This window comes from Ewingella sp. CoE-038-23 (genome assembly GCF_040419245.1).
Taxonomy (GTDB): Bacteria; Pseudomonadota; Gammaproteobacteria; order Enterobacterales; family Enterobacteriaceae; genus Ewingella; species Ewingella allii.
This window is the reverse complement of record NZ_JAZHOH010000001.1, coordinates 404,168-429,813: the sequence shown is the minus strand read 5'-3', so window position 1 is coordinate 429,813 and position 25,646 is coordinate 404,168. Positions and strand designations below refer to the sequence as shown.

The following is a 25,646-nucleotide window of genomic DNA, read 5'->3' as shown; positions in this document are numbered from 1 at the left end:
TGTCAGAAAAATCAGGAAGGAAAGTTTTGGATAGAGGGGCAGAACATCCCTGCCCCTTCTTTATTATTAAAGGTGAAGATTAACCCAGAAGAGTATAAACAATCGCAGACATGGCAATTAAACCCATAATAACCACGAACACGTTACTAATATGACCGCTGTATTTTCTCATTGCCGGCACTTTGCGAATCGCATACATCGGCATGAGGAATAACAGCATTGCAATAATAGGCCCGCCGATATTTTCAATCATCCCCAAAATGCTTGGGTTTAATGTCGCCACGGCCCAGGTCGTCAGCAACATGAAAATAGCGGTGTAGCGATTCAGTGTTGGCAGCGCGATATTTTTACCTTTGCTGCGCAATGACTTAATCACCATACCGTTAAAGCCTTCGCGAGCACCTAAATAATGGCCGAGGAAAGATTTAGTGATCGCGATAAAGGCAATAAATGGCGCGATATATTCAATCAGTGGGTTAGAGAAGTGATTGGCGAGATAAGACAAGATAGAGATGTTCTGCGTTTTCGCTTCCATCAGGTCAGTCGGAGAGAGGCTCAGCACGCAGCTGAACACGAAGAACATCACGGTCAGCACCATCATGATGTGGCTATAAGCCAGGATGCGTGAACATTTCTTCTCAGCGCCTTCGCCATACTCTTTACGCTTGGCCACCGCGAAAGAAGAGATGATTGGCGAGTGGTTGAAGGAGAACACCATCACCGGAATGACCAGCCACAGCGTCATCAGCATGCCGCTGCCCACGCCATTGCCAGACATTGAGACGTTTTCAAATACCGAGGTATTCCAGTTCGGGATGAGATAAAACGCCAGCGCCATCAGCACGGCAACAAAAGGGAACACCAGAATGCTCATCGCTTTCACGATTAAGTCCTGCCCAAAATGGACGATCGCCATTAGGCCAAGGATCAAGACCAGAGACAACAGCGCGCGCGGCGGCGCCGTCCAGTGCATCTGATGAGTAATAAAGCTTTCGACCGTATTGGTTATCGCGACGCTATAAACCAACAAGATAGGATAAATAGCAAAGAAATATAATAGAGTAATTAACTTACCGGCTGAAATTCCAAAGTGCTCTTCAACAACTTCGGTAATATCTTCGCCCGCATTTTTACCTGACAATACAAAACGCGTCAGACCTCGGTGAGCAAAAAAGGTCATTGGGAAAGCGAGTACGACCATAATAAGTAGCGGAATTAAACCACCAATCCCGGCATTAATAGGTAAGAACAGAACGCCTGCACCAATTGCTGTACCATACAGACCCAGCATCCACATGGTATCGGTTTTACGCCAGGTACTGGTTGAGACATTTACCTGCGTATCAATATGTGTATTGTCCATAATCCCTCGGTATAAAAAACAATCTGTTATTTATAATTGATTTTTAACTACGTTGTAATGCCACAAGCGCGCCGTTAAAAAACCAATGAATCGTTTAAAACATATCATTAATGGCGGGATGATACCTATCGGCAGCATAAAAAGCTGTCATTTCGCTCTGCTTTGAGATCAAAGTCACGATTAATAGCTAATGCTCGATAATAAGCCTTAGAAAACACCTTTTATTAACATAATTGCCCTGTAGATGATCCCAACTTAGGACATTCAGTAACAAATTATATTTGTAGCCACCTACTTATATCTGCGCGTTATTTGTTCAGATCGCACAAAAATAAAACCAATTGACGATAATTTTGGCGTTTTTGTTATTAGGGTGATTTAGAGGATGTTAATAGTTGCGGTGGGTGATTTATTGTGTGGAGTATTTCTGGCATGAGGGTTGAGTTATCGATTCCTGTCACTATGCCAGTGTTAAAGCCAAATCCAAAATCTCATCACAACCTTTAGAGCAACACTTTCAATCCATGTTTTTGCACAACAGAGAGTAACTTCAAGGCTAAACCACTCGGCCTTTTTAACCCGGTTTCCCACTTCTGGATAGTCGAAACGCTGGTGTTAAGGTACTTGGCAAAAACTGGCTGACTGATGTTCAGGCCATTTCTAAGGGATTTGATCTCGTCTGGCTGCAAGTCGTCAACAACCGATAAACAGGTTGCATCAAACTGACGCATGGTTTCCTGACTAATAGCATCAACACTTCTTAAGCCTGACGCCGCGCTGTGAATAGCTTCAAACGCAGGGCTTTTGAACTTACTTTTAGTAGTCATGGCAAATCTCCACTAATTCATTCTGTATTATCATTTCTGTGAGTTTTACTTCTTGCAGTGCTGCATATTGCTTAGCTAGAACCTTGAACGCAGCGAGTTCGGCATCATCAATATTAGACTTGTCTTGTTTAGAAAAAAGAAAAGCATAGAACCAATTTTGACCACCTTTAGCGAGAATAATTGAACGATCTCTATTCTTATTAAGGCGCTTCTTGTAAACACCTCCGCCTAAGTCCTCCGCTTTACCTTCAAGTACCTTTTTAAGAGCGTCACATAAAGCAACATCCTTAATCCCATGTGACCTCGCGGCTTTGGTGAACCATTTTGTTCTAAAAACTCTCATCTTTTGGACATCCTGTCAGCTAAAAGTGTATCACTAAGTCAGTCACTTTACGCTGTAAGGATGGAGTTAAAATATCGACCTCACTAATTAGCTACCATTTACATAAATTACATTCATCGCTGCGAGGCTTCACGCATTCATGTCACCCATTTTAAGCAACAAAAAAGCCAGCACCTCTCGGCACTGGCTTTGCCTGTTTACGCGGCGTGTTGCCGCGCAGGACAGGGATTAGAAGTCGTAGAACACGGTGACCCAAGTAGAGTCTGGCACTTCGTTGTTGGTTGAGGTTGCCAGAGTACGTTCAACATACACAGACAGGCCGTGGCCAATAACGGTGCCCGCACCGAAGTACACATTGTTCTGATGGTAATCTTCGTCGCCTTTCAATTGCAGGGAATCGGCTGCAACGTATGGCTGGATAGATTTCAGGAACGGCTGGTCGATGTTGAAGGTGTAACCAACAAAGCCTTCTACGCCGTAACCACTGCCCGCAAAGTAACGGTCAACAGACTGTTCATGCGTGCTTGGCACAAAGTTTTTGTAGTAGCTCGCAGTACCGACGATATACCAGTTGTTCGGCTGCCAGGTTAAAGCAGTACCTGAGATTTCCTGATGGTAATCTTTTTCGTTTTCCGGCGTTTCTTTAATAGTGGCGTTGTTGGCACTATATGCGGCGCTGAAGACTAAATCTTTAGTGATTTTATAATCTGCACCAATACCTGCGCCGTTATTACGACGGTAATCTAAATTGCCACCGGCGGTTGTTTGATCTTCAGGTAATAAGTAGTTGGCATATAAAGTGACTGGGCCAAAATCATTAGTATATTTCAGGCTGTTCTTCGGTTTATTTGCACCGTCGTAATCACCATTTACACCAATACCGGTTGCGCCTGCGTGACCATCGTTATCCCATACGTCACTTTTAATACCGACGACGGAATAATAAATGCCGTACTGGTGACCGTAAGTGAAAGTACCGTAACGATCATCTTTAATACCGGCGTATAACTGGCGTTGCTTGTCGCGACGGCCATCTTCGTTGTAGTGGTCATCCCAGCTCAGCGCGTGCGCCAGGTCTACACCTAACTCGTAATAACCAATGATTGAGGTATCTTGGCTCAGAGCATAATCAGTGCTGAAACGAAAGCGCGTACCGCCGTCGTGACCATTTTTATAATAACCTGGCTCTGGGCCGTTATTAAAAATCCACTCTGGACGAATACTACCGCCAACTTTAACGCTTAATGGCGCGAGCAAAGCATCGCTTTGCTTATTCTTTTCTAAAACGGTGATCTCAGCCTGTGCGCTGGCAGATAATACCGACAGAACGACGCCGCCAATAATCATTGGCTTAATAAATTTGCTCATAAATTACCCTGTCTGATCAATTTCTATTGTTATGTGTTTGCAGTGGTGTTGCGCCACGAACAAATAATTAACATAGGTGATGAGGGTCACAAAGAAGAAAATGAGAAAGTTCCCAGAGTGATTTTTTTAAAATCAGATCATTAATTAAGCAGCAATGTATACAGTTGTTAGCTTATGAAACATTGAATACTTTACTGCTCACTTTGATTTCAAACTGTTGGATATACACTCAATACGGGCAGGCTTTTTAGACTGTGTCGACATATTTGATAACAAATCACTCTGTAACAGAGCACGTCTGAACAAAACAGTTTTTGACATTGTGGAGGAAAAATTAATGACGCTATTTATTATTTCTTCGTGTGATTAATAGAAATTGGGCTTATATAGAAGGATATTAGCAGAGAAATATGACAGAACGTCATTGATGGTTGGGAGGCAATTTCTTTTGTGCAATGTCGATCAGTTCGAGTATCACGTCCAGAGGGATGTTTTGTTCGTAGCAGTTAAGGGTAAAGTGTGGGTTTGGTCGGAGAAGAAGATTTCTGCGAGTACTAGTAACGGATTTGTATCCTTGAGCCGTACTTCTACATACATGCAATCACGGGCGATATCGCTGCCAATAACAAAATCATAACTTGGGCTTCCTCTCTCCTTCATAAGCCTTTTTACTCCAAATAGTTTGGTTATTGCCAATCGCCAAATTAATATCGTCGATGACAAATCGTCGACCAAACTCTGCTTACCAGACATTGCCGCCAACATAATATTAGTTTTTTGCGACTCAGAAAGGTTTGCTATAGCAGATGTTGCAGCGCCTACTCTTAGCAGTGCACCAATCCCCAGTTTAACAATATTATCTCGGCATACGGATACGTCCGCACAAACGGCACCCCCGGCACGAATTAAAGCAAGATTATTATTCTCAACCGTCACCTTACCGCAAACAGCTCCCGTTCCTGCGGCATTTAAGGAGTTGCCTGCTACGCCACCCGCTAGGCCCGCGGACAAGAGACTGAGTGCACTGATGTTACTCTTCTCATCGTTACTCAGGCTTTCAACACTTCGGCCCGGATAGATCTCTGCCATAATAGCACGAGCAGCAAGTTCGCCACCCGCAGCACCTGCTGCGCCGCCTGAGACTGAACCGCCTTGTAGATACGCGATAACGGCCCCAGCAAGCGCATGGCCCGCAATATTGGCCGTCGGATCACCTTCGGTAGCTTTTTTCACTGCCAGTGAAAGATAGGGTGCCAAGCCACCAGCCAGTGCTTGGCTCATATCCCCACCAGCCAATCCTGCTAGTGCACTGGAGATAGCCGTGCCAGCACTGAGAAAGGGAAGAAACCCAACAGCGCGCCTGCTGCCGTGGCACTCGTCAGCTCACTCACAGGGAACGAGCTAGCTTTGTAGGCTATCCGGCGCCGCGTCCGGCTTCTGAGTGTCCCGCGGCGTTTCGCTGACCAGCCCGCTAACCACAACCAACGCAAGGAGTTGAGTATGGCTGAGCTCAATTCTATTTCAGAAGTGGTTACAACAGATGCACCGGAGTTAAAAACCCGCTGTTATACCGTGGGTTACATTCGTGACTGGAAGACGCAAAACAGGGCCACGTCCATCGCGCTTAAGGGGAACTGGCTGGATGATGCGGGGTTTGAGACGGGTACACCGCTGAAGTTGCGCGTGATGCCCGGTTGCCTGGTGCTTACGGCTCAGGAGCCTGTCGTTGTCCCACCACCACCAAGTAAAGACGAGTTAGCCGCATTCACAATAGGTCCTGCAGCTACTTTCGTTATATCACCATGTAATAACCGAACTCTATTCATCAACTTCTAAAATCCGTACAAGAGTTTCTATAGATTTTTTTTGCTGTTCTAACTCGTCTGGACTTAACAATAGGTTAATTAACTGAGCATCTAAAGCAGTGTCGTAGACATCAATGCTCATCCAGCCTTTAGACCACAGGTCAACTGTTCCGAGCTTATCTCCCTTCTCAAACTCAACACGCTCTAAGTCACCAAAATCACCATTCCTAAAAGAACTATATTGAAGCTCATACCCTGCTAAACGAGGGGCAATCTCGGCTTTAAAAAAATTTATATCCATGATTAATACCCCTTCTATTTCTTACCTAAGACTGTGATATTTTTAGCATCAGGCAGTTGACTACCACCTTGTTTATTCAACATAAACTTCTGTGATTTACTTGCGTCTGGGCCAATTAGCTTGAACCATCCATCTTTCCCGCCTTGTAACAAACTATTTGTAGGGACATCAAACTCAACGTAGACCGATCCCGCTGGTGCTGTAGCCTTAAAGTCTGTAATACCATTAGTAGAAATAAATGTCTGCCCACCACCTCCCTGAACCACTTTGCCTCCATTTTGCATTTGGGCTAATTCATCAGGAGACATCCATCTGCCAACACGAGTAACTTTGACTTCATTGATAATCGCCGTTTCACCTAGCTTTAATACAGGGCTGGTATTTGGTATTGCCCCTCTCTCTCCACTGCTTTCAGCTATCGTGGCAGAACCCGGCTTCCCTCCCGTTAGGCTCCCCGCACCCAGTGCACCATAAACTAGGTTACCTAACCCATCGGCTCCGGTCTTCAGCAGCGCAGCTTCTAGCCAATCACACTTACCAGCACACTGATCGATAATATCAGCATACCATTTCGCTGAGTCTTCATAAGCACGCCCGGCCATATTGTCTTGCTGTCGTAGTTCAGTATACGCTTTCTCATCAAGTTCGATTTTCGAACGAGTATCTGCCACACAAGTTGCATCACCAGCATCCCAGCATGATTTCAGCTTCTGAACATTCTCCGCTGATTCCCGCGCCATATCCTTACGGATGTTCTGCTCACAGTCAGCCTCTCCGTTACATTTTTTATACTTCTCAGCGTATTTCCGCGGACTTCCCTGACTCAGGAAGTTATTCTCCACCGCCACCTTACCGCCAACAGCTCCCGTTCCTGCGGCATTTAAGGAGTTGCCTGCTACGCCACCCGCTAGGCCTGCGGCCAAAGTACTGAGTGCACTGATGTTACTCTTCTCATCGTTACTCAGGCTTTCAACACTTCGGCCCGGATAGATCTCTGCCATAATAGCACGAGCAGCAAGTTCGCCACCCGCAGCACCCGCTGCGCCGCCTGACACTGAACCGCCTTGTAGATAGGCGATAACGGCCCCAGCTAACGCATGGCCCGCAATATTGGCCGTCGGATCACCTTCGGTAGCTTTTTTCACTGCCAGTGAAAGATAGGGTGCTAAGCCACCAGCCAGTGCCTGGTTCATATCCCCACCAGCCAATCCTGCTAGTGCACTGGAGATAGCCGTGCCAGCACTAAGGAAGGGAAGAAACCCAACAGCGCGCCTGCTGCTGGGGGCACTCGTCAGCTCACTCACAGGGAACGAGCTAGCTTTGCAGGCTATCCGGCGCCGCGTCCGGCTTCTGAGTGTCCCGCGGCGTTTCGCTGACCAGCCCGCTAACCACAACCAACGCAAGGAGTTGAGTATGGCTGAGCTCAATTCTATTTCAGAAGTGGTTACAACAGATGCACCGGAGTTAAAAACCCGCTGTTATACCGTGGATTACATTCGAGACTGGAAGACGCATAACAAAGCAACCTCCATCACGCTTAAAGGAAGCTGGCTGGATGATGCGGGGTTTGAGACGGGTACACCGCTGAAGATACGGGTAATGCCCGGTTGCCTGGTACTGACCGCCGAAGAACCGTTACCCCCACCGCCGCCAAAGCCGGAGATTATGCAGACGCTGCGTAAAGTCACGAAGCTTTCAGGGCGCAAGCAGCAGCAGATCCTTGAGTTTATCGAGGTGATCACGGCGAAGCGGCTACCTGCCGGGAAGTGGATTTGACGGCTGGCTGACAGCTCAAAAGATCCCGGCGACCTAGCCGGGATCTTTTTATATTACTATTTCATTGATTTTTAATATATCTTTCTTTATATCATCGTTAGTATCTGAAGGGGCTAGCTGATTTATAAGCTGCTTTATTTGGATAAAGATACTTATGTAATCTTTTAGATCCTCTCTTTTTATTGTCGATAAAGCAGCTATAAGTTCACCATCATAATACTCTCCAGCCAGCGGGTCCTCAGTCAGAATATCCAACACTCTCGGCATCAAATGATCCACACACAGTTCCTGTCGAAGAGCACGGCAAACATCTTCGACAGCCAACTCTTCGATTGGTATATCGATGATGCGTTCGAACCATAGTTCAAGCGGAGATTGTTGACTTGATTCCTTTGCTACGTTGATATTTCCTATCAATTTACGAAAAGTACTCATATCCCATGCCCTTTCAAAGCTGATTCTATTTTATTAATGGCGTCGGTTGCCCTACCGTATGCAGCTTGAGCTTCAGGGTTATTCACGTTTTTCAACGTATCCGCATTATTTCTTAATCCTCTGAGAGTATTCTGCATTTCCTGCATATGATCCCAATACCCGCCATTCCCTTTGGGTACCGGATTACCATCCATATCTTTGAGAGTTCCTGTTATATCATGATCCTTCAGTGCATTTTTTATAGTGTTATCAATCTTCTTGATAGAACTTTCTTGCTTCTGATTAAGTTTTTCTACAGGTTTTTCATTCTGCTATTTAGGATCATTTTCTGGTGGTGGAGGCGCTCCAGTTCCAGACCCCGTTCCACCCAGTTCAGCCTTATCTGCATCTGTCAGATCTTTCCCTGCATTGGGCTGACTTTGCGTTTCTTTGTCATCATCGCCGAACATCTCTGCAATTATTGCACCCATACCCGCTCCCGCAACCCCACCTGCTGCACTTCCAGAGTTACCAATAACACTCCCACCGCCATGGAGGATATCTACCCCGTTGGCACAAGTTGTCGGAGTAGATCCACCCAGCGCATTATTCTCAACCGCCACCTTACCGCCAACAGCTCCCGTTCCTGCGGCATTTAAGGAGTTGCCTGCTACGCCACCCGCTAGGCCTGCGGCCAAAGTACAGAGTGCACTGATGTTACTCTTCTCATCGTTACTCAGGCGATTACCCATTGTCGCCAGCTCCTGACGCATACCCCGACAGCCTTCTGATGACAGATTCTTACATGCTGCATCTATGGCGGCATCAAAGGCTTTATCCTTCGCATTCAGGTCTCTGATCAGTTTTACAGCTTGTACCTTCTTATAACCTTCCAGATAAGGCAGCGCCCATTTCGCATCCTGACGTTGCTTATCAGCCGCAGCAATCAGCGCATTATTCTAAACAACAACTCACTCTTACGTGAATCCCTGCACTAAACCCACTTCTCACATTACAATTAGCGACTTACAACCATTTTCACCTATACACTTTGATGTCCGTACGGCGACCCCCCAACGACGGCAGGCTCAACGGCGGCAGACCGAACCCCAGCCCGCAGCTAACGATTAAAGTGAAGTGGCTGGAACAGCTGGGATTAAGTACCGGCCAGCCGGTGAGTATTACGATTGAGAACGGGTATTTGGTGATCAGAGCATAAGTTTAAAAGTAAGATCCCGGGCCCGGGATCTTACAACATTATTCTTTTCTTAAATAAACACAATAACCATTGTTGATTTTGATTGGCTTAGGATAGTCAAGCCGTTCAAGATGAGTGCTAATAATAAAGTCGTCATCAAAATCAGCCATGATTTCAGTCTCAACTTCTGATGCTAATTCTTCATCACAATCTGTAAACTCACCATCATAATAAAAAAATAGCCGGATATTCTTGGCGTCTAAAATAACAGCCACACTTCTAATATTAGGGGTTACATTACCAAGCAACGCCCTTTGCAGGGATAACTTTAAATAGTTCGAAAAATCAGTATCAATCATTAAAAATAGCTCCTTACTTATGCTTTTTATGGCCTTGCTGGAACAATATGAACACCATTCTTACCATAGTGAACAATACCATTGGTTGTCGGCGTAGAGATACCAGTTTGTGGGTCGATATAATTCCCGATCACTTGACCGTAATTAATTCTCTCTTTTGAACCTGGAATTCCGATGGCAACATTCCCAACCTGTTGACCACTCCCGACTTTCTGTAACAACACTTCCGAAGACACTGTGATAGTACTTTTATTTAAACCCGCATCAGAAGCTATTTTGTATTCGTTTGTACCTGGTATGTGTTTATTCTGTTGACCTTGGTTAATTGACACATTTTTTACAGAACCCGAGCTTGCCGTCGCCCCTTTAGTTGTTACCGTTTCTGGTGCCAACGTACTTGGTTTATTTATCGCAGGAACATCTAGCCCCTTCATTCCATACACCGCACCACCAATCGCCGCAGCCGTATGGACTGCAGCCATTCCCGTAACGAGTCCGGCTGCTACATTCTCTGGGATCCCCTTACTGACCAGGATCTGAATATTTCTTTCTTTTTCAGCTTGGGCATCCGCCGTCGCATACTTCCACAGCAGACCATCAACCTGATCTGCTCCCTCTTTGTAAACGCTGGCCATTGTGCCGATGTACTGACCATCAAGCTGGGCATCATAGCTTTTACCCATTGCCGCCAGCTCCTGACGCATACCCCGACAGTCTTCTGATGACAGATTCTTACATGCTGCATCTATGGCGGCATCAAAGGCTTTATCCTTCGCATTCAGGTCACTGATCAGTTTTTCGGCTTGTACCTTCTTATCACCTTCCAGATAAGGCAGCGCCCATTTCGTATCCTGACGTTGCTTATCACCCGCATCAATCAGCGCATTATTCTAAACAACAACTCACTCTTACGTGAATCACTGCACTAAACCCTCTTTTTCCATTACAATTAGCGACTTACAACCATTTTCATCTATGTACTTTGATGTCCGGACGGCGAAGACCCAACGGCGGCAGACCCAACCCCAGCCCGCAAATGACGACTAAGGGTAAATGGCTGGAACAGCTGGGAATTACCACCGGCCAGCCGGTGAGCATTACGGCTGAGAACGGGGGTTTAGTTATCAGGGCTTAGTTTGGCAGCTAAGGCTACAAAGTAAAATCTCGGCGACTGGGCCGGGACTTGTTCAGCATTTCAATTTGCAAAAAAAATCATCAACATCAAAAAAATACTGCCAATTTTCATTCTGAGTAAATAAAGAAACCTCATGCCCACTACCTAATTTCCCAATATAAATCTCAGGAAAATTAACACCACGACAAGCAAATCTAAGACAATGAGATGCACGATAATCAAACATTGCATCAATAAGATCATCGTCATCTACGTTCGCGTTTTCGTAAAAACAATGTACTTTTTTCGCTAAAGAATCTTGAGTTAAATTATCTACTGGAAAGTCCGATTTTCGGATTGCATCCTCATTTTCTATAAACCACTCAGTGAATGCTGGTAAATCGACTCGCCCAGTAAACAGAAGGTGCAGTTCGCCACTACTTTCTATTGATATTTCAATTGATTGTGGATATTTCAGTGACGCAGATTCAATCAACCTGATACTCAGCTTATTCATTATTATTTACCTTTAATCATTTTATTGTATTCAGCTTTGCTAATATCACCTCTAGTAAGGAACTCACGTAATACTTTAGGTGGAGCTTCTGTCCCTGGTACCGGATAACCATGCCATCCACCAACATTATCTGGTTGGAATTCATAGATTTTACCGTCACTAATTCCATATTTTTGCTTACCGCCTTGAATAGAGTTATTTAATACCTCTTGGGCCTTCGAATCACTTAAATCCATTGGGGTTCCCCAGCCTCCAGCGGCATGTTTGGGACTGGGAACATATTTACTATTCTCTGATGTATAAGCCAAATCATCCGGATTCTGCTCCGCAACAGGTGTCGTGATCGTATTCCCACCTACATTCGGCGCGCCGTCGCTATTCCCTGTATTACTCGCACCTTGCCCACCACTTTGGTCCGGAGTTACTAGAGAGGTTCCTTTGCTGTTATCAGCAATCGGATTCTCAAGTTTTCCACCTGTGAGGTCTTTTCCTTCAGAAGGGAAGACAGTGATAATTCCTTGGCTTGTCTTCAGTTCATCATAAGCTGCACGTTCTGTCGGGGACAAATTGTCTATTAGTTTCTGATCACCAGACATTGCCGCCAACATAATATTAGTTTTTTGCGACTCAGAAAGGTTTTCTATGGCAGATGTTGCAGCCCCCCCCCTAGCAGAGCACCAAGCCCCAGTTTAACAATACTATCTCGGCATACGGATACCTCCGCACAAACGGCACCCCCGGCACGAATTAAAGCAAGATTATTATTCTCAACCGTCACCTTACCGCCAACAGCTCCCGTTCCTGCGGCATTTAAAGAGCTATCTGCTATACCACCCGCTAAGCCCGCGGCCAAGAGACTGAGTGCACGAATGTTACTCTTCTCATCGTTACTCAGGCTTTCAACACTTCTGCCCGGATAGATCTCTGCCATAATGGCACGAGCAGCAAGTTCGCCACCCGCAGCACCCGCTGCGCCGCCTGACACTGAACGGCCTTGTAGATAGGCGATAACGGCCCCAGCTAACGCATGGCCCGCAATATTGGCCGTCGGATCACCTTCGGTAGCTTTTTTCACCGCCAGTGAAAGATAGGGTACTAACCCACCAGCCAGTGCTTGGCTCATAATCGCCGCGCGGACGACACCTCCGCACTTTGCTGTTTCGAGTCTTAGTGGTTGCTGTCCTGACTCTGATTATTGGTCTGCGTCTACTCCGACTTGGACGACTGGCTGCAGTTGGAGATAGTAGTATTGCCGAACTACATCGTCATCACCACCCAGAACACCCGCGAGCTGTGGGGCTGCGCCGAAGGCTTAAGCATCCTTAACTTCAACGAGAAGAAGATGAACCAGTGGATCAAGGATTTTCCGGGAGAGCTTAAAGATGCCGGCGATGTTCAAGCGCCGTGACGGGTAGTGCTGGTAACGGCTGATAAAAGGATCCCGGCTCTGTGGCCGGGATCTGTGCTTTACTCAGGATCTGATGGGGGAGATTTTCGGGCTTTACGTTCGTCTATCTTGGCAAAAATCCATGAACCCAGCCCCCCCGCAGTTCCTGAGATAGTACTTACAACGAGGATATCTATAATTACTTTTCGTGTTAAATTAACCTTACTATCAAAAATCAAGTCAATAACAACACTAGCCATAAAGAAAAAAATGAAACAACAGAAAATAAGATAAACAACACTTAAAAATAAAATCTTCAAGTTTATATTCTTTTTTTTATTTATCAGCATTATTGAAATCCTTCTTATTTATTTTATCTTCGATTTTATTACCAATAAATTCACCACCAACAGAACTAATGACATCACTAACAAAGCCAGAGCCAGGGCCTAAAACTGGATTCAATATAGGCGGTGCAACTACTCCAACTATTGCACCAAATGCCCAACCAGCCCCAGTTCCAGCTAAAGCGCCTTTATCTGGGCCATCTGTAAACAATGTCCCACCTGCTGCAATCCCTGCGTTCTGCCAGACGCCCCGCCCCGGAGCCAGCGCCCCGGTGATGCCTGCCGAGACACTTCCCCAGTAATCCCAACTCTTATTTTCATTACCCGATTGACTCAGGTCATACCACTGATAAGAGCCATTGGCGATTTCGCTTATTGCAGAACTCGCAACAACTTTTCCTATCGATGCCGCTGGCCCCAGATACCAGGCTCCCGCAATCATTACACCATCCACATAACCATCAACAACGACTTTCGCTATATTAGCACCTTCCGGTAAATCACCTTTTGCTAACCTATCCAACCCCGCCTGCGTCTGTTCAGGAGATAGATTGTTGTCTACAGCGTATTGATTCCATGAAGTTGCTGCTTGACCGTAATCAACCATCCCTGAGGGCAATGAAAGATTATTGTTTTCGGCAGAGTTCTTCCCTGCCTGCGCACCCGCAACGACATTGGCCGAGCTATCTCCGGTTAAGCCACCAGCAAGGCCAGCAGCGAGAGTTGAAAGTGAAGAGATAGTTTGTCTCTGCTCTTCGCTGAGATCTGCTCGCTTAACGCCCGGATACATTTCTTGCGCAATGAACTCGCCGATGGCGGCACCCGATGCGCCTGACAATCCACTGTTACCTTGCATCTGAGCCACCACGGCGCCGAGAACCGCGTGGGCAATCAGATTGGCTTCACGATTGACTACCGGCTCACCATTCGGGTCGGTAGGATTAGGCTCTTCGGTTAATTTGTGGATCAGTGACGCCATATATGGCGCACTCGCACCGGCAATCGCTGACTGAATATCACCACCGGCCAAGCCCTGAATTGCTGCCGTCGCCGCCTGAATACCACGCTGAAGCGAACTTCCCGTCCCGTAATTTTTCTGGGTCTCTTGGTAACTTTTGGTGGCTTCTACTTTATCGTTATAATCTTTCCATACTTGTGTCGGTGCATCTTTCGCAGGCTCATAAATATTGCTTTTCGCCAGTTCAGCTTTACCGGCATCAATGGCTTTAAGTTGTCCCTGCGTCCGAACTACGTCTGCTACTTGGCTCGATACCTCACTAATCAGCTGTGTCTGCTCAAGACGTTTCTGCTCCTTTTCTTTGTCGAAGATTGGCGTGATGCTGCCGTTGGCATGTTCAGTATTGCGGCTAAGGTCAGCGACATTCTGTTGCTGATTTGCTTGGTCACGAACCGTGATAGTGCCCGCCGAGACGGCGGCCTGCGTGCTGCCTTCCGCATGCCCAGAATTATTAATGCCGGACAGTAGCGCACTTGCCATGTTGCCGACGATTTGTGCGCCGACCGGGCCACCAGAGCTGTAGCCGCCGCCTTGATGATCGACTTTATAATCGGCTTCGTTATGGATATCGCTAAAGCCCAAAGTCCCCGTATCCAGACTATTTTTGTCTGCATTTGCGGTACTTGAGATCACCGCGCCGTCTAACTGCGTGTGGTCACCGACATGAATGTCAAACCCGCCCTTACCTGCATATAGTCCCGTCTGCTCATTCACCGAATCAAAGTTGCTGTGCATCTTATCGCTGCTGACACTCAGACTGGCCGAGCCGCCTGCGCCGATAATCGCCACGCTTAAGCCGCCGCTGACACTCTGCTGTTTAGAGTCGTAACGATCGGTATCCTGCTGGCTTTGCAACGTCAGGTTGCGACCGACATCAGCATTGATGGTGTCGGCATTGGCCTGAGCCCCCACGAGCGAGGTATCGCGCCCGCTGAGCAGGTTCAGCGTTTTACCACTGTCGAGGGTGGTCTCGGTCCACGTCGTGCCGTTGCCTTTATCATTGCCTTTGCTGGCATTGGCGTTGGCGAAGACACTTAAACCGCCGCCCTGCCCACCATTGGACACGCCCAAACTGACGCCAATATTGCCGCCGCTGCTCTTATTGCTGCCTTCCGTGAGTTGAGTATTAGCAGCACCGCCCAACAAAATGTCTCGGGAAGCGTCAAGCGTGGTGTCACCCCCGGCTTTAAGTTGGCTACCCGCGATGGCGATGTCGCCGCTATTGGTACTTGAGCCTTTACCGGTTGCCGTCACCGTCAGGTTATTACCCGCGTTTAAGGTCGAGCCATTAACCGCGACTTGCTCTTGATGCTGGGAAGACGAGGACTTTTGCATTCCGGCTGAAATGCTAATGCCGATCATATTGCCAGTATCATTCTTCGCTTCGGCCAGTTGGCTCGCTTGTGAAGCCTGAACACCCGAAAGTGCGGCTTTTGCCCCTTGCAGCGCAGCCAGTCGGCCATCACTCTCCTGTTTAGCTTGCTGCGCCGTGGTTACCGCCGCGTTGATATTGCTGCCGACGGTTCCTGAGAGTGCCAGCGTAATACCACTGCTCTTCTGCTCGGTTTTTTCATCACTGCGGTGAGTATCTTTACCCGGATCGATTTGCACCGAGTCGCCTGTGACAGACATGTTTTTGCCTGCAATCAGATCCGCGCCGCTGATCAACGCCTTACCACCAGCTTCCACACTCAGGTTGCCGCCAGTGCTGCCCACGGTGCTGACACTCTGACTCTGAGTGGTGTCTGCAGAGTTTAATTCATGTTTGGATGAAACACTGCCGACGGTGATCCCAATACCGCCGCCGCTATATAAGCCGCTCTTTTTCTTCTCATCTAGTCGGTAGCTCGATTGTTCTTCGGTTGCCGCCACAATGTTGACGTCATTACCCGCCTTCAGCCCAACCTGACCATCTCCCGCAATCGCCGAACCCGTCACGTTCAGATCTTGCCCAGCCACAACAGAAACATTATCCCCACTCAGCAGCGTCCCCTTCTCGGTGGTGGAAGAGTCCTCTTTTACGGTGTGCGTGGTGGTGCTGGAGAACAGGCCTTTTTTGGTTTTGGTCTCTTCGTCGTACTGGTAGTCGCTCTCTTTGGCGGTGGTGATATTGACGTCACGCCCGGCGTTGAGCGCCAGATCGCCGACCGCTTTGACTTCGGCGGCTTGGGTGTTGATATCACGACCGGCAGCGATTGAAGTGCCGCCGCCGCTGGTGATGTCGGTTCCCTGCTGGCGAACCGTCTCGGTGATGTGTTGGTCTTTGCTGCCGTGATGTTCGCTGTAGCTGCTGGTCTGCTGCGCGGCGAGGTTGACGTCGCGCCCGGCGCTGAGCGAAGTATTGAGGTCAGCGGCGAGCTGGGCAGCCCGCGAGTTGAGGTCACGACCGGCAGAGATATCCAGATCGCCGCCGCTGCTGACGCTGCTGCGCGTCGCATTGTTGACATCGTTCTGACTGTTTTTGGTGGTCTGATGGCTGCTCTTGTCCATCGTCGTCAGATTAACGTCATTCCCCGCGCTCAGGCTGGCGTCGCCCTTGGCGTTGACTGCGCTGGCGGTGAGGTTGAGGTCATGTCCGGCGCTGATATCCACCATGCCGCCCGAGCTGATATCACTCCCCTGACTGTCGCTGCTGATGGTGCGCGTGCCGTTGTTGCCATACCAGCCACTGAACGCGGTTTTGTCACTATTGATGGCGTTGGCGGTGATATTGACGTCGTTCAGGGCGTCGAGCTGCAAGCCCGTTCCTGCACTGAGTTTTGCGCCGGTGTTGTTGATGTTGTTGCCCGCGCTGAGCGACAGGCCATCGGTAGCGCTAATGCTGGCGAGGCTGCCGGTCAGAGTGTCACTGAAAGTAAGCCCTTTATTTTTGCCGGTCGCTGGCGCGGCGTTCCACTGCTGGGCCTGCGTGATGTTATTGATATCACCACTTAAAGACTCGAGATCAACCGTCTTGCCGCTGATGGAGGAGCCAATGTTGTTGATATCGCCAATCGCGCTGAGCTGTAGATCGCCGTTGGATTTGATTAAACCGGCGTTAAGGTTATCCAGCGAACCACTGCTTTTGGCGGCGAGCTGGGTGTCGGCCTGAATCGTGCTCCCGGCGTTAACGATGTGTCCGGCGTCAAGGTTGACGGTATCTCCCGAAATCACGCTGCCCGTTACCGCGTGGGTGTCATTGGCGGAGAGATAGAGTTTTGGCGCAAGCACGGTCTGGCCATCGATGGTGGTCTTCTCCCACCAAACGATACTTTTGGTCAATGCCGCGACCTGATCTGGCGACAGGCTAACGCCCAGTTTCAGCCCTAAACCTGCCTGCTGTTCGGCAGCATTATCAATCAGATACTGCATCTGTTGCAGGTCAGACCCCGTGCCGCCCACGTAGCGCTGGCCGGTCTGACTGAGCACCGCATTGCTGACATAGCGAGTATCAAAAGCCGCGTCGCCGAGGAATTTATAGTCATAGTCCGGGCGCAGTTTTAGCCTATCCATAAAGTAGGAAGAGCCGAGGAACTGCGTCTCGTCGGTATACTGCGGGCGCGTCTCAATCAGCGGATTGGTGGTCTGGCCGGGAGTAACGACCGGGTTAATCACCTTGCCTTGCGCACTCACGGAACCCATTGCGGGCGTAGCGATAGCGGTCGAACCCGCGACTGGCGTCTGCGCCGAGGCCACAGCCGATACTGAAGACAGGCTTGGCATCCCACCTGAATGATTCACCGTCGCAAACTCAGGGCCGCCATTGTTCTGCGTCGCCTGCTGGTTCACTCCCGAGACCGACGAGGTCGGGCGTGAAAGGTAATCGTTTAAGCCGTTAAAAAGATTAGGATCAGTTTTACCGATTTGGCCAAGCTGCGGGTTGGTGGTGATCAGGTAAGGACTGGACGGATCTTTATTGGCGACGAACAGGCCGTTATTGCTGGTCGGCAACGGATAATCAGTCAAAGCCGCGCCCTGATTACCGATCTGCTTCAGCGCATCTTGGACTGAATTGGTCCACTGCACCGAGCCTAGCGTCAGGTTTTTCCCCGCAGCCAACTGCTGGGCCTGCGTCCCGCTGACCTGCTGCACGCCGGAAGCACCGTTTAGCGTCGGCGCGCCAATCTCATGGGAAATCCCGCCCGCGTTGGCACTGGTGGTGGTATTGCTGATGTTATTGCTGAAGCTGGCATTAACCGCGCCCCCCGCCTGAATGACCGAACGCAGACCTTCGCCGGTGCTGGTCGTCTCGTAAGTTGGGGCACCAGTGAGTTTATAAGTGATCTTATCTCCCAAACCCGTTTCATAGTGGGTTGCTCTGGTATTACCTTTGCGGATATCAGGAATAAGAGTTGTATCTTTTTGCAGGGTACCTATCGTTCCAATGTATTGATAAGTTAGATATTCATTCTGGACGCTGTTCTCATATGATTGGTTATTCAGGTTAGAACCCGAAAGCGCAATATTCCCTCCAGCCAAGATATTACTGCCGAGGTTATCAAGCACGCCGGTCGAAACAGCTAAATTGCGGTTTGCGGCAATGCGGCCCGCACCACCTGTCGCGGTAGCAGTTACCGTCGAAGAACCCACCAAGAACTGCCTATTCGCCGCGGCTTTGGTCGGAGCCAAACCGACAACGGTATAGGACTCTTCGCCACCGTTGCCTTTACCATTACTCCCGCCTGTATGACGCGTCCGCGTTTCCAAGTAGACACCAATCTCATCATCATTCAGGTCACCTAGCTGGATCTGTATCGAACTCTGCCCCTGATTCACCCCGGCATTACTGCCCGCCTGATAACTACTCGAACTGCTCAGCCCATCACGCTGGTTCAGCAGATGGCCGGTGTTAATGGTGATATCGCCATTGGTGGTTTCGATATTGCCGGAGGTATTGACCACCTGAGTGTTGGCCGCGCCGCTGCCGTCGCGCATCATCCACAGGCTGTTGCCCGCCAGAATATCGCCACGGTAGTTATTGATGCTGTCAGCCAGCAGTTGCAGGTTATTACCCGCGTAGAGCAGCGCGGTGTTGCCCAGTTGCCCGGCGGCGGACATCAGCAGGTTGCCCGCTGCGCCGACAAAGCCGCTGTTATTGAGCTGGCCGCGGCTGGCGAGGCGAATATCGCCGCCGGAGTTCAGGCTGCCATTGCCGTTGAGCGTAATGTTGTTGGCATCAACGCCAACCGTGCCGCCACCGCCGCGCAGCACGCCGCTGTTGCTGAAATTGCCCGTGGAGCTGAGCTGAATGCCGTTGCCTTGCAGCGTCCCATAGATATTCAGGTCGCCCTGCGTGCTCAGGCTAAGGTTCTGCCCCGCCGCCAGCGTTCCGCTCTGGTTGAAGCCCGATCCCAGTTGTAAGGTCAAATCACCCCGCGCCAGCAGGCTGCCCGCCGGGTTGAGGGTCGGCGCGACCAGCGTCAGGTTCCCCGCGCTGTAAAGCTTGCCGCTGGACTGGTTGTCGGCGTTCTGGACATTAATTCCCAGCGCTTGGCTGGCGAACAGCGTGCCGCTGTTGTGCAACTCGCCGCCGTTCAGTTGCAGCCAATCCCCTTGCAGCTGCCCCTGATTGTAGGTCTGGCCGAAGGTGAGCGTACTGCCGCCCTGCCCGGTCAAGGTGCCGCCGTTATTGAGCGTATTGCCGCTGAGTGTTAGGCCCTGACTTTGCAGCACGCCGCTGTTGTTTAAGGTCGGAGCGGAGAGGGTTAACGCGCCGCCGCTGAGCAGCGTGCCCTGATTGTTCAGGTTATTGCTGAGGGTGATATGGCTGACGCCGTCGCCCTGCAACTGCCCCTGATTGAGCAGTGACTGTGCGCCGAGATCCAGCGTCCCTTGGCTGCGCAGCGTGCCGCCGCCAAGATTATTGATATCATTTTTTACCGTGCCGCTCAGGCTCTGTTGACCCTGTAGCTGGCCGTTATTCGACAAGCTGTTGGTGTTGAACACCAAGTTGTTGGCCTGCAAATTGCCACTGTTGGCAATATTGCCCGCATTCAGGGTGCTGGTGCCGCCGCTGAGCAAGGCTCCGCCCTGCTGGTTTTGCAGCTGCCCGCTGAGGCTGGTGGCCAGAGAGCTCACGCCGCTGGCGGTGCCGCCGTTGCTCAGAGTGCCGCCCTGCAACTGCAAGTTATTGGCCGACCAGTTCCCCAGATTGTTGAGGCTTGAAGCCTGTAATACTGCCAAGCCGGAAGAGACGACTTTGCCCTGCGACTGGGTATTAAGCGCGCCGGTCAGAATAAGATTGGCGCGAGAAGCGGTCTGGATCGCGCCATTCAGATCCAACTGGTTGGCGTGAAGATCCGCGCTATCGGCCTGCCAACTGCCGTTATTGGTGGCGTGGGCGGCAGTGATCGCCAGCGCCCCTTGGGTGAGCATTTTGCCGGAAGTGGCGTTATTGAGATCTTGCTGAAGCTGGGCCGTCAGCCCCTTCAGGCCGATGATATTGCCGCTGTTGTCAGCGTTAGTGGCATTCAGCGTCAGCGTGTCGCCCTGCATCTGCCCTTGGTTGGTGATGCGGCCCGCGCTGATTGTCGCGTCTTTATCACTCAGCAGCTGCCCGCCGTTCTCCAGCGTGGCGGCATTGATGATCGCCTTGCCCGAGGTCAGCAGGCTGCCCGCGTTATTCAGGTCACCCTGAAGTTGCGTGTTCAGCCCATTGCTGCCGAGCAGCGTGCCGCCGTTGTTCAGGCCATTGCCGGTCAGGTTGAGCTGATTACCCTGTAGACGCCCCTGATTCTGGGTGTCGCCAAGATGCAGGTCGAGGGTGCCGCCAGACAGCACCCGCCCCTGAGTGCCGTTCGCCAGAGAATTGGCGGTCAGCGTGGTATCGCCATTGCCCTGCACCAGCCCGTTATTGCTGATGCTGCCCGCATTGACGCCCAGCGTTTTCGCCGCCAGCGTGCCTTGGTTGGTCAGCGTCGGCGTGGTGAGCGTTGCGCCGCGCGAGGCGGAAAGGGTGCCCGACTGCTGATTATCCAAACTCCCACTGGCATTAACTGTCAGATCGCCCGCCGCAATATTGCCTTGGTTGACCAGCGTTTTACCTTCAAGGTTCATCTGGTTTTGCGCCGCGAGGCTGCCCTGCTGTTGCAGAGCGTCGGCTTTCACGTGCAGGTTATTATCGGCGGTCAGCGCCCCTTGGTTATTCAGCGTGCCCGCGTTCAATTCCACGTTATTGGCGCCAAGCGCAGCGCTGTTGTTCAGCGTTCCGGCTTGCAGGGTGAGGGTCCCCGGCGTGACCAGCTTGCCCGCTAAATCAGCCTGTTTGGACGCACTGATCCCCAGCGCGTTTTTGCCCTGCGTCTGCGAACCATTGCCGGTCGTCAGCTGCTGGGTGGTCAGCGCCATGCTGCCATCGGCGGAAAGGAAGCCGTTTAGCTTGGCGGTGTCGGCGTTGAGCGCCACATCTCCTTTACTGCTCTGCACCGAACCCGCGTGGCTGCTCAGCGAGCTGGCGGTAAGATTTGCCCCGCGCGCGCCGGTCAGGGTGCCGCCTAAATCGGCCTGCGCGGCACGCAGGGTGAGCAAGCCGTCGGACAGCAAGGTGCTGCCGTCGCCGGTGGTTAAACTGTCGCGCACGTTAAGGCCGAGATCGCCCTGCGCCCCGGTCAGCCCTTGGTTATCAAAACTATTGAGGGTTAGCGTCTGGTCGCCGCCGGACTGCGCCGTGCCGTTGTTATTGAAGATATCGCCGGAGAGGGTCTGGCTACCGAGAGACTGCAGCAGGCCGCCGTTGGTCAGCGTTTTAAAGCCGAACTGCCCGTTACGGTTGGCCGCCAGCGTGCCGCCGTTATTGAAGTCGCCCGAGGTGAAACCCAGGTCGCGCCCGGCAATTAAGCTGCCGAGCCACTGCCCGCCGCTGGCTATTTTTGCCTGCAGATCGTTTTTGGCCGAGGTTTTGCCGCTGCTCGCGCTATTAAGAGTATCAGCGGCGATCGTCAGATTATTTCCCGCGCTGCTGGTGCCGTCGAGTTGCTGCTGCGCGGCAGATAAGTTCATATCGCCGAGAGCCGCCAGCGAGCCGCCCGCGTTAAGCTGTAGCTTGCCGCCGCTGGCTTGCAACGTGTTGGCGTCGAGCGCGCCGGACACCGTCGCACCATTGCTGGCGGCGACCGACAAGTCTTTGTCACTGTGGATCTTGCCCTGCGCGCCGACGGCGAGATCCGTGGCGTTCAGGCCCACATTGCCGGTGGTGGAAAGCTGGCCGTTAAGCGCCTGCTGAGCCGCGTTGAGCTGAATATCCCCAAGGCTGTTGATCACCGAGTTCTGCCCGGCGTTAACCGCATCAGCGTTTAGCGTCAGGCCATTTTTGCCGGTCAGCACGCCGTCAATCTGCGCCTGCCCGCTGGTGAACCCCAGCCGGTCACCGGCAAAAACCGAGCCTTGATCCCCTATCGTCGCCTGCCGTGCGACCTGTAAATCCAGCCCCTGCTGGGAACCCATCAGCCCCTGATTATCGAGATTGTTGGCGTGGATCTGCTGCGCGCTGCCAGACTGCAACTTGCCGCCGTTGCTGAGATCGCTGGCAGTGAGGTTTTGCTGGCCCAGCGCCTGAATCAGCCCGCCGTTAGTGAGTTTTTGGGTGATGAGTTGCGCGTTGCCGCCCGCCGCCAGCGTGCCGCCGTTGGTAAAATCAGCCGCGTTGAAGTCGAGATCGCCGCCGCTGGTTAAGCTGCCGTTCCACACGCCGTTGTTGCCAGCGTTGGCGTTCACACCGCCGACGGCGTAAACCTGTGCGCCTTTGCCAGAGCTGAGTGAGCCGCTGTTGAGCTGAAGATTGCGCCCGGCGCGCAGATTGCCCCACAGCGCGGCGCTGTCGGTGGCGGCAATATTGGCATCCGCGCCTGATTGCAGCTGAGATCCGGCCGCCGCGGTCAGTTGGCCGAAACGCCCGGTTAATAAGCCGTCGCCAGAAATCAGCCCGCCAAGCTGCGCGGTGTCGGCATTTATCGCCAAATCCCCGCCGCTGGTAATGGACGAATTCCCGCTGGTGCTGAGCGAACCGGCATCAAGCTGGGTTCCTCGCTGGCCGGTGATTTTGCCCCCAAGGACGGCCTGCGCGGTGGCAATACCCAGCGCGGAATTGGTCGCGAGGCTGCCATTGTCGCCCTGCGTCAGCTCTTTTTTGACGTTGAGCTGTAAATTGCCATCGGCGCTGATTGCGCCATCGTTTTGCAGGCTGTCAGCCTGAATATTTTGTGCTGCTTTTGACTGGATCTTGCCGCCGTTATTAAGTTCGGCAGTCTGGATTTTCTGCTCACCCTGCGCCTGTAAGACCCCGGTGTTGGTCAGCTTCTGGGTGGTGATGTTGCTACTACCGCCCGCGTCCAGCAGGCCGCCGTGAGTGAAATCCGTGCTGTTAAGCGCGATATCCCCTTGGCTGTTAAGTAATGAGTTCTGGCCGCTGGTGAGGCTATCGCCGCCCAGCGTCAGACCATTTTTCCCTATCAATACGCCGTCTAAGGCCATGTCGCCCGCGTGCGCATTCAATTTATCGCCCGCGAACAGCGATCCCGCCTCGCCGACGTTAAGCTGTTTGGCGATTTGCAGATCCAGCCCTTGCTGAGACGCAATGCTGCCCTGACTGTCGAGATTGTTGGCGTGGATCTGCTGCCCGCCGCCGGACTGTAACTTGCCGCTGTTACTGAGATCCGTGGCGTTGAGGCTCTGTTGGCCCTGCGCCTGAATCATCCCGCCGTTAGTGAGTTTTTGGGCTGTGATCTGGCTGTTGCCGCCTGCCGCCAGCGTGCCGTTGGTGGTGAAGTCGGCGGCATTCAGCGCTAAATCGCCTCCCGCCGTCAGATTGCCGTTCCATACGCCATTGTTGCCGCCATTCGCCAGCACGTTGCCGACGGCGTAAACCTGCGCCCCTTTGTCGGCGCTGAGTGAACCGCTATTCAGCTGGAGGTTGCGCCCGGCGCGCAGGTTGCCCCACAGCGCGGCGCTGCCGGTGGCGGCGATATCCGCATCACTGCCGGACTGAATTTGTGAGCCCGCCGACGTGGTCAATTGACCAAAGCGCCCGGTCAATTGCTGGTCGCCAGAAAGCAGGCCGCCGAGCTGGGCACTGTCGGCATTCACCGTCAGATCCCCGTCGCTGCTGATAGCAGAACCCGCCGTGGTGTTGAGTGAGCCAAAGTTCATCTGGCTATCGCGCTTGCCGCTGATTTTGCCGCCCAAGTTGGCATTCCCGGCAGCAATATTCAGGGAGGAATTTACCGCCACCGAGCCATTCGCGCCCTGCGTCAGCTCCTGTTCAGCCTTGAGCTGTAAGCTGCCACCCGCGCTGATTACGCCGTTGTTAGTCAGGTTGCGTGCGGTTAATTGGCTATTGCCCGCCGCCGCCAGCGTGCCGCCGTTGCTGAAATCACCGCCGCTCAGTTGCAAATCTTTGCCAGCCGTCAGGCTGCCCTGCCACTGCCCGCCGTTTGCAGCATTGGCGTTGATATTGCCCGCCGCAGAAACCTGCGCCTGCCCGTCGGCGCTGAGTTGCCCGCCGTTAAGTGCCAGATTGCCGCCGCTGGTCACGCGGCTGTTCTGCACCGCCAACTGCCCCTGACTGTTCAGCGCTATATCGCCGCTCGCCTGCTGAGTGCCCTGTAGCGCAATCTCCTGCGCGTTGGCCGTTAGCTTGCCATTGGAGGTGGTATTGCCCAGCGCCAGCTTGCCGTTGGCGTCAATCTGCATGTCGCCAACCGCGCTATTGAGGTTGCCGAGGTTAACGCCGACGCCTTTATCGCTCGACACCAGATGAATGCGGTTGGCGTACATGCCGCCGAGCGCGCCGGTATCAATTGCCAGCTGCGGCGCATTGCCCGCCGCCAGCGGCGTGGCGTGCCCCTGCGCGTCCACACTGTTGGCCCCCACGGTGACATTAAGATCCTTAGCGTGAAGCCCGGCGTTAATCTGCGCGGCGCGGGAAACCAGAGAGAAGGCATCACTCTGCGTGGCGTCCAGCCCTTTGCCTTCAATGGTGATAGCGCCCTGCGTCACTTCCAAAGATTGCAGCGAGCCGTCGGCACCCAGAACCGGCTTGCCGGTGGTGAGCGTGGCATTTGGCGTGTTGAGGAATCCGCAGCCGTTACAGGTGATGCCATAAGGGTTGGCAACCATTACGTTGGCGGCTTTCCCCGCCACTTCCATATAGCCGTTGAGCTGCGAGCGGTTGGCGGACACCACTTCGTTAATAATGCCCTGCGCCTCTTTGCCCGGTTGCAGGTTTGGGTTGTTTTGAATCAATCCACCGAGCTGGGTCTGAGTTAATTTTCCCGTAGCGTTATTAAGGATCAGCCCTTCCTGATCGACGTTAAAATCGTTGTACTGGTTATGAGAAATCCCCGCCTGATTTGGCGTGGCGATATTGACCACCGGCACGCCATTGCCCGCCTGATCCACCTGCGTATTGCCATTGGCGACGGTCACGCCCGCGGCAAAGGCCGGTAACAACGGCTGCGCGGCCAGAAGCGTGACCAGCGTGTAGGTCAGCAATTTGCGCCAGGTTGCAACAGGCTGTGTTGTTAAATCGTCCATC

Annotated in this window: 19 protein-coding genes and 4 pseudogenes; 5 read left to right on the top strand and 18 right to left on the bottom strand. The window is 51.7% G+C overall.

From position 1 onward, the window contains the following. Nucleotides 1-79: 79 nt before the first annotated feature. The 5 genes from V2154_RS02025 to V2154_RS02005 form a co-directional block, all read right to left on the bottom strand. Nucleotides 80-1,363, bottom strand: coding sequence for an HAAAP family serine/threonine permease (locus tag V2154_RS02025; protein WP_353500854.1), 1,284 nt, complete (start codon nt 1,361-1,363; stop codon nt 80-82). Between the two features lie 503 nt (nt 1,364-1,866). Further along, on the bottom strand, nt 1,867-2,190 hold the full coding sequence (locus V2154_RS02020; protein WP_353500853.1) for a helix-turn-helix domain-containing protein: 324 nt from the start codon (nt 2,188-2,190) through the stop codon (nt 1,867-1,869). Further along, entirely contained in the window at nt 2,180-2,533 is a 354-nt protein-coding gene (locus tag V2154_RS02015; protein ID WP_353500852.1) for a type II toxin-antitoxin system RelE/ParE family toxin, read from the bottom strand. The genes V2154_RS02020 and V2154_RS02015 overlap by 11 nt, the downstream gene beginning before the upstream one ends. Before the next feature lie 228 nt (nt 2,534-2,761). Further along, the gene (locus tag V2154_RS02010) at nt 2,762-3,901 is read right to left on the bottom strand and encodes a porin (RefSeq protein WP_353500851.1); all 1,140 of its coding nucleotides are present in this window, start codon (nt 3,899-3,901) and stop codon (nt 2,762-2,764) included. A 474-nt stretch (nt 3,902-4,375) separates the two neighbouring features. After that, nucleotides 4,376-5,182, bottom strand: a complete 807-nt coding sequence (locus V2154_RS02005) for a VENN motif pre-toxin domain-containing protein (RefSeq protein ID WP_353500850.1) — start codon at nt 5,180-5,182, stop codon at nt 4,376-4,378. A gap of 219 nt (nt 5,183-5,401) precedes the next feature. Here V2154_RS02005 and V2154_RS24900 point away from each other — a divergent pair. Continuing rightward, nucleotides 5,402-5,602: pseudogene (locus tag V2154_RS24900) on the top strand (SymE family type I addiction module toxin); the annotation flags it as partial. Between the two features lie 29 nt (nt 5,603-5,631). On the opposite strand, the pseudogene V2154_RS24895 reads toward V2154_RS24900, so the two are convergent. The 3 genes and pseudogenes from V2154_RS24895 to V2154_RS01990 form a co-directional block, all read right to left on the bottom strand. Then, nucleotides 5,632-5,727 (bottom strand): annotated as a pseudogene (locus V2154_RS24895) (O-acetyl-ADP-ribose deacetylase); the annotation flags it as partial. After that, entirely contained in the window at nt 5,720-6,007 is a 288-nt protein-coding gene (locus V2154_RS01995) for a hypothetical protein (RefSeq protein ID WP_353500848.1), read from the bottom strand. The pseudogene V2154_RS24895 and the gene V2154_RS01995, both read right to left, overlap by 8 nt. A 14-nt stretch (nt 6,008-6,021) precedes the next feature. Further along, nucleotides 6,022-7,200, bottom strand: coding sequence for a VENN motif pre-toxin domain-containing protein (locus tag V2154_RS01990; protein ID WP_353500847.1), 1,179 nt, complete (start codon nt 7,198-7,200; stop codon nt 6,022-6,024). Between the two features lie 220 nt (nt 7,201-7,420). On the opposite strand from V2154_RS01990, the gene V2154_RS01985 reads away from it, so the two are divergent. Beyond that, complete coding sequence (locus V2154_RS01985; RefSeq protein WP_353500846.1) at nt 7,421-7,783, top strand: SymE family type I addiction module toxin; 363 nt, start codon at nt 7,421-7,423, stop codon at nt 7,781-7,783. 48 nt (nt 7,784-7,831) lie between these two features. Here V2154_RS01985 and V2154_RS01980 read toward each other — a convergent pair whose 3' ends face one another. From V2154_RS01980 to V2154_RS24890, 3 genes and pseudogenes are all read right to left on the bottom strand, one after another. Then, nucleotides 7,832-8,218, bottom strand: coding sequence for a contact-dependent growth inhibition system immunity protein (locus V2154_RS01980; protein WP_353500845.1), 387 nt, complete (start codon nt 8,216-8,218; stop codon nt 7,832-7,834). Further along, nucleotides 8,215-8,637 (bottom strand): annotated as a pseudogene (locus V2154_RS01975) (polymorphic toxin type 28 domain-containing protein); the annotation flags it as partial. The pseudogene V2154_RS01975 and the gene V2154_RS01980, both read right to left, overlap by 4 nt. A 168-nt stretch (nt 8,638-8,805) precedes the next feature. Continuing rightward, a pseudogene (locus V2154_RS24890) lies at nt 8,806-9,093 on the bottom strand (VENN motif pre-toxin domain-containing protein); the annotation flags it as partial. A gap of 158 nt (nt 9,094-9,251) precedes the next feature. Here V2154_RS24890 and V2154_RS01965 point away from each other — a divergent pair. Further along, the gene (locus V2154_RS01965) at nt 9,252-9,416 is read left to right on the top strand and encodes a SymE family type I addiction module toxin (protein WP_353500844.1); all 165 of its coding nucleotides are present in this window, start codon (nt 9,252-9,254) and stop codon (nt 9,414-9,416) included. A gap of 38 nt (nt 9,417-9,454) precedes the next feature. On the opposite strand, the gene V2154_RS01960 is transcribed toward V2154_RS01965, so the two are convergent. Beyond that, the gene (locus V2154_RS01960) at nt 9,455-9,754 is read right to left on the bottom strand and encodes a MafI2 family immunity protein (RefSeq protein ID WP_353500843.1); all 300 of its coding nucleotides are present in this window, start codon (nt 9,752-9,754) and stop codon (nt 9,455-9,457) included. Nucleotides 9,755-9,780: 26 nt separating this feature from the next. Beyond that, nucleotides 9,781-10,581: a polymorphic toxin type 50 domain-containing protein gene (locus tag V2154_RS01955; RefSeq protein WP_437342018.1), complete on the bottom strand. Its 801-nt coding sequence runs from the start codon at nt 10,579-10,581 to the stop codon at nt 9,781-9,783. A gap of 158 nt (nt 10,582-10,739) precedes the next feature. Between V2154_RS01955 and V2154_RS01950 the strand changes: the two genes are divergently transcribed. Beyond that, nucleotides 10,740-10,889, top strand: coding sequence for a SymE family type I addiction module toxin (locus V2154_RS01950; protein ID WP_185688632.1), 150 nt, complete (start codon nt 10,740-10,742; stop codon nt 10,887-10,889). A gap of 52 nt (nt 10,890-10,941) precedes the next feature. Here V2154_RS01950 and V2154_RS01945 read toward each other — a convergent pair whose 3' ends face one another. The 3 genes from V2154_RS01945 to V2154_RS01935 are packed head-to-tail and all read right to left on the bottom strand — an operon-like array spanning nt 10,942 to nt 12,508. Further along, nucleotides 10,942-11,385, bottom strand: a complete 444-nt coding sequence (locus V2154_RS01945) for a hypothetical protein (RefSeq protein ID WP_353500842.1) — start codon at nt 11,383-11,385, stop codon at nt 10,942-10,944. A 2-nt stretch (nt 11,386-11,387) separates the two neighbouring features. Next, complete coding sequence (locus V2154_RS01940; protein WP_353500841.1) at nt 11,388-11,993, bottom strand: filamentous hemagglutinin; 606 nt, start codon at nt 11,991-11,993, stop codon at nt 11,388-11,390. A 32-nt stretch (nt 11,994-12,025) separates the two neighbouring features. Further along, nucleotides 12,026-12,508, bottom strand: coding sequence for a VENN motif pre-toxin domain-containing protein (locus V2154_RS01935; protein WP_353500840.1), 483 nt, complete (start codon nt 12,506-12,508; stop codon nt 12,026-12,028). Nucleotides 12,509-12,634: 126 nt separating this feature from the next. On the opposite strand from V2154_RS01935, the gene V2154_RS01930 reads away from it, so the two are divergent. Next, complete coding sequence (locus V2154_RS01930) at nt 12,635-12,793, top strand: hypothetical protein (protein WP_353500839.1); 159 nt, start codon at nt 12,635-12,637, stop codon at nt 12,791-12,793. Nucleotides 12,794-12,852: 59 nt separating this feature from the next. Here the strand turns inward: V2154_RS01930 and V2154_RS01925 are convergent, their stop codons facing one another. Next, a complete protein-coding gene (locus V2154_RS01925; protein ID WP_353500838.1) occupies nt 12,853-13,122 on the bottom strand; it encodes a hypothetical protein in 270 nt (89 codons plus the stop codon). Beyond that, nucleotides 13,109-25,645 (bottom strand): hemagglutinin repeat-containing protein, encoded by a 12,537-nt coding sequence (locus tag V2154_RS01920; protein ID WP_353500837.1) that lies wholly within the window; start codon nt 25,643-25,645, stop codon nt 13,109-13,111. The genes V2154_RS01925 and V2154_RS01920 overlap by 14 nt, the downstream gene beginning before the upstream one ends. Nucleotide 25,646: the final 1 nt, after the last annotated feature.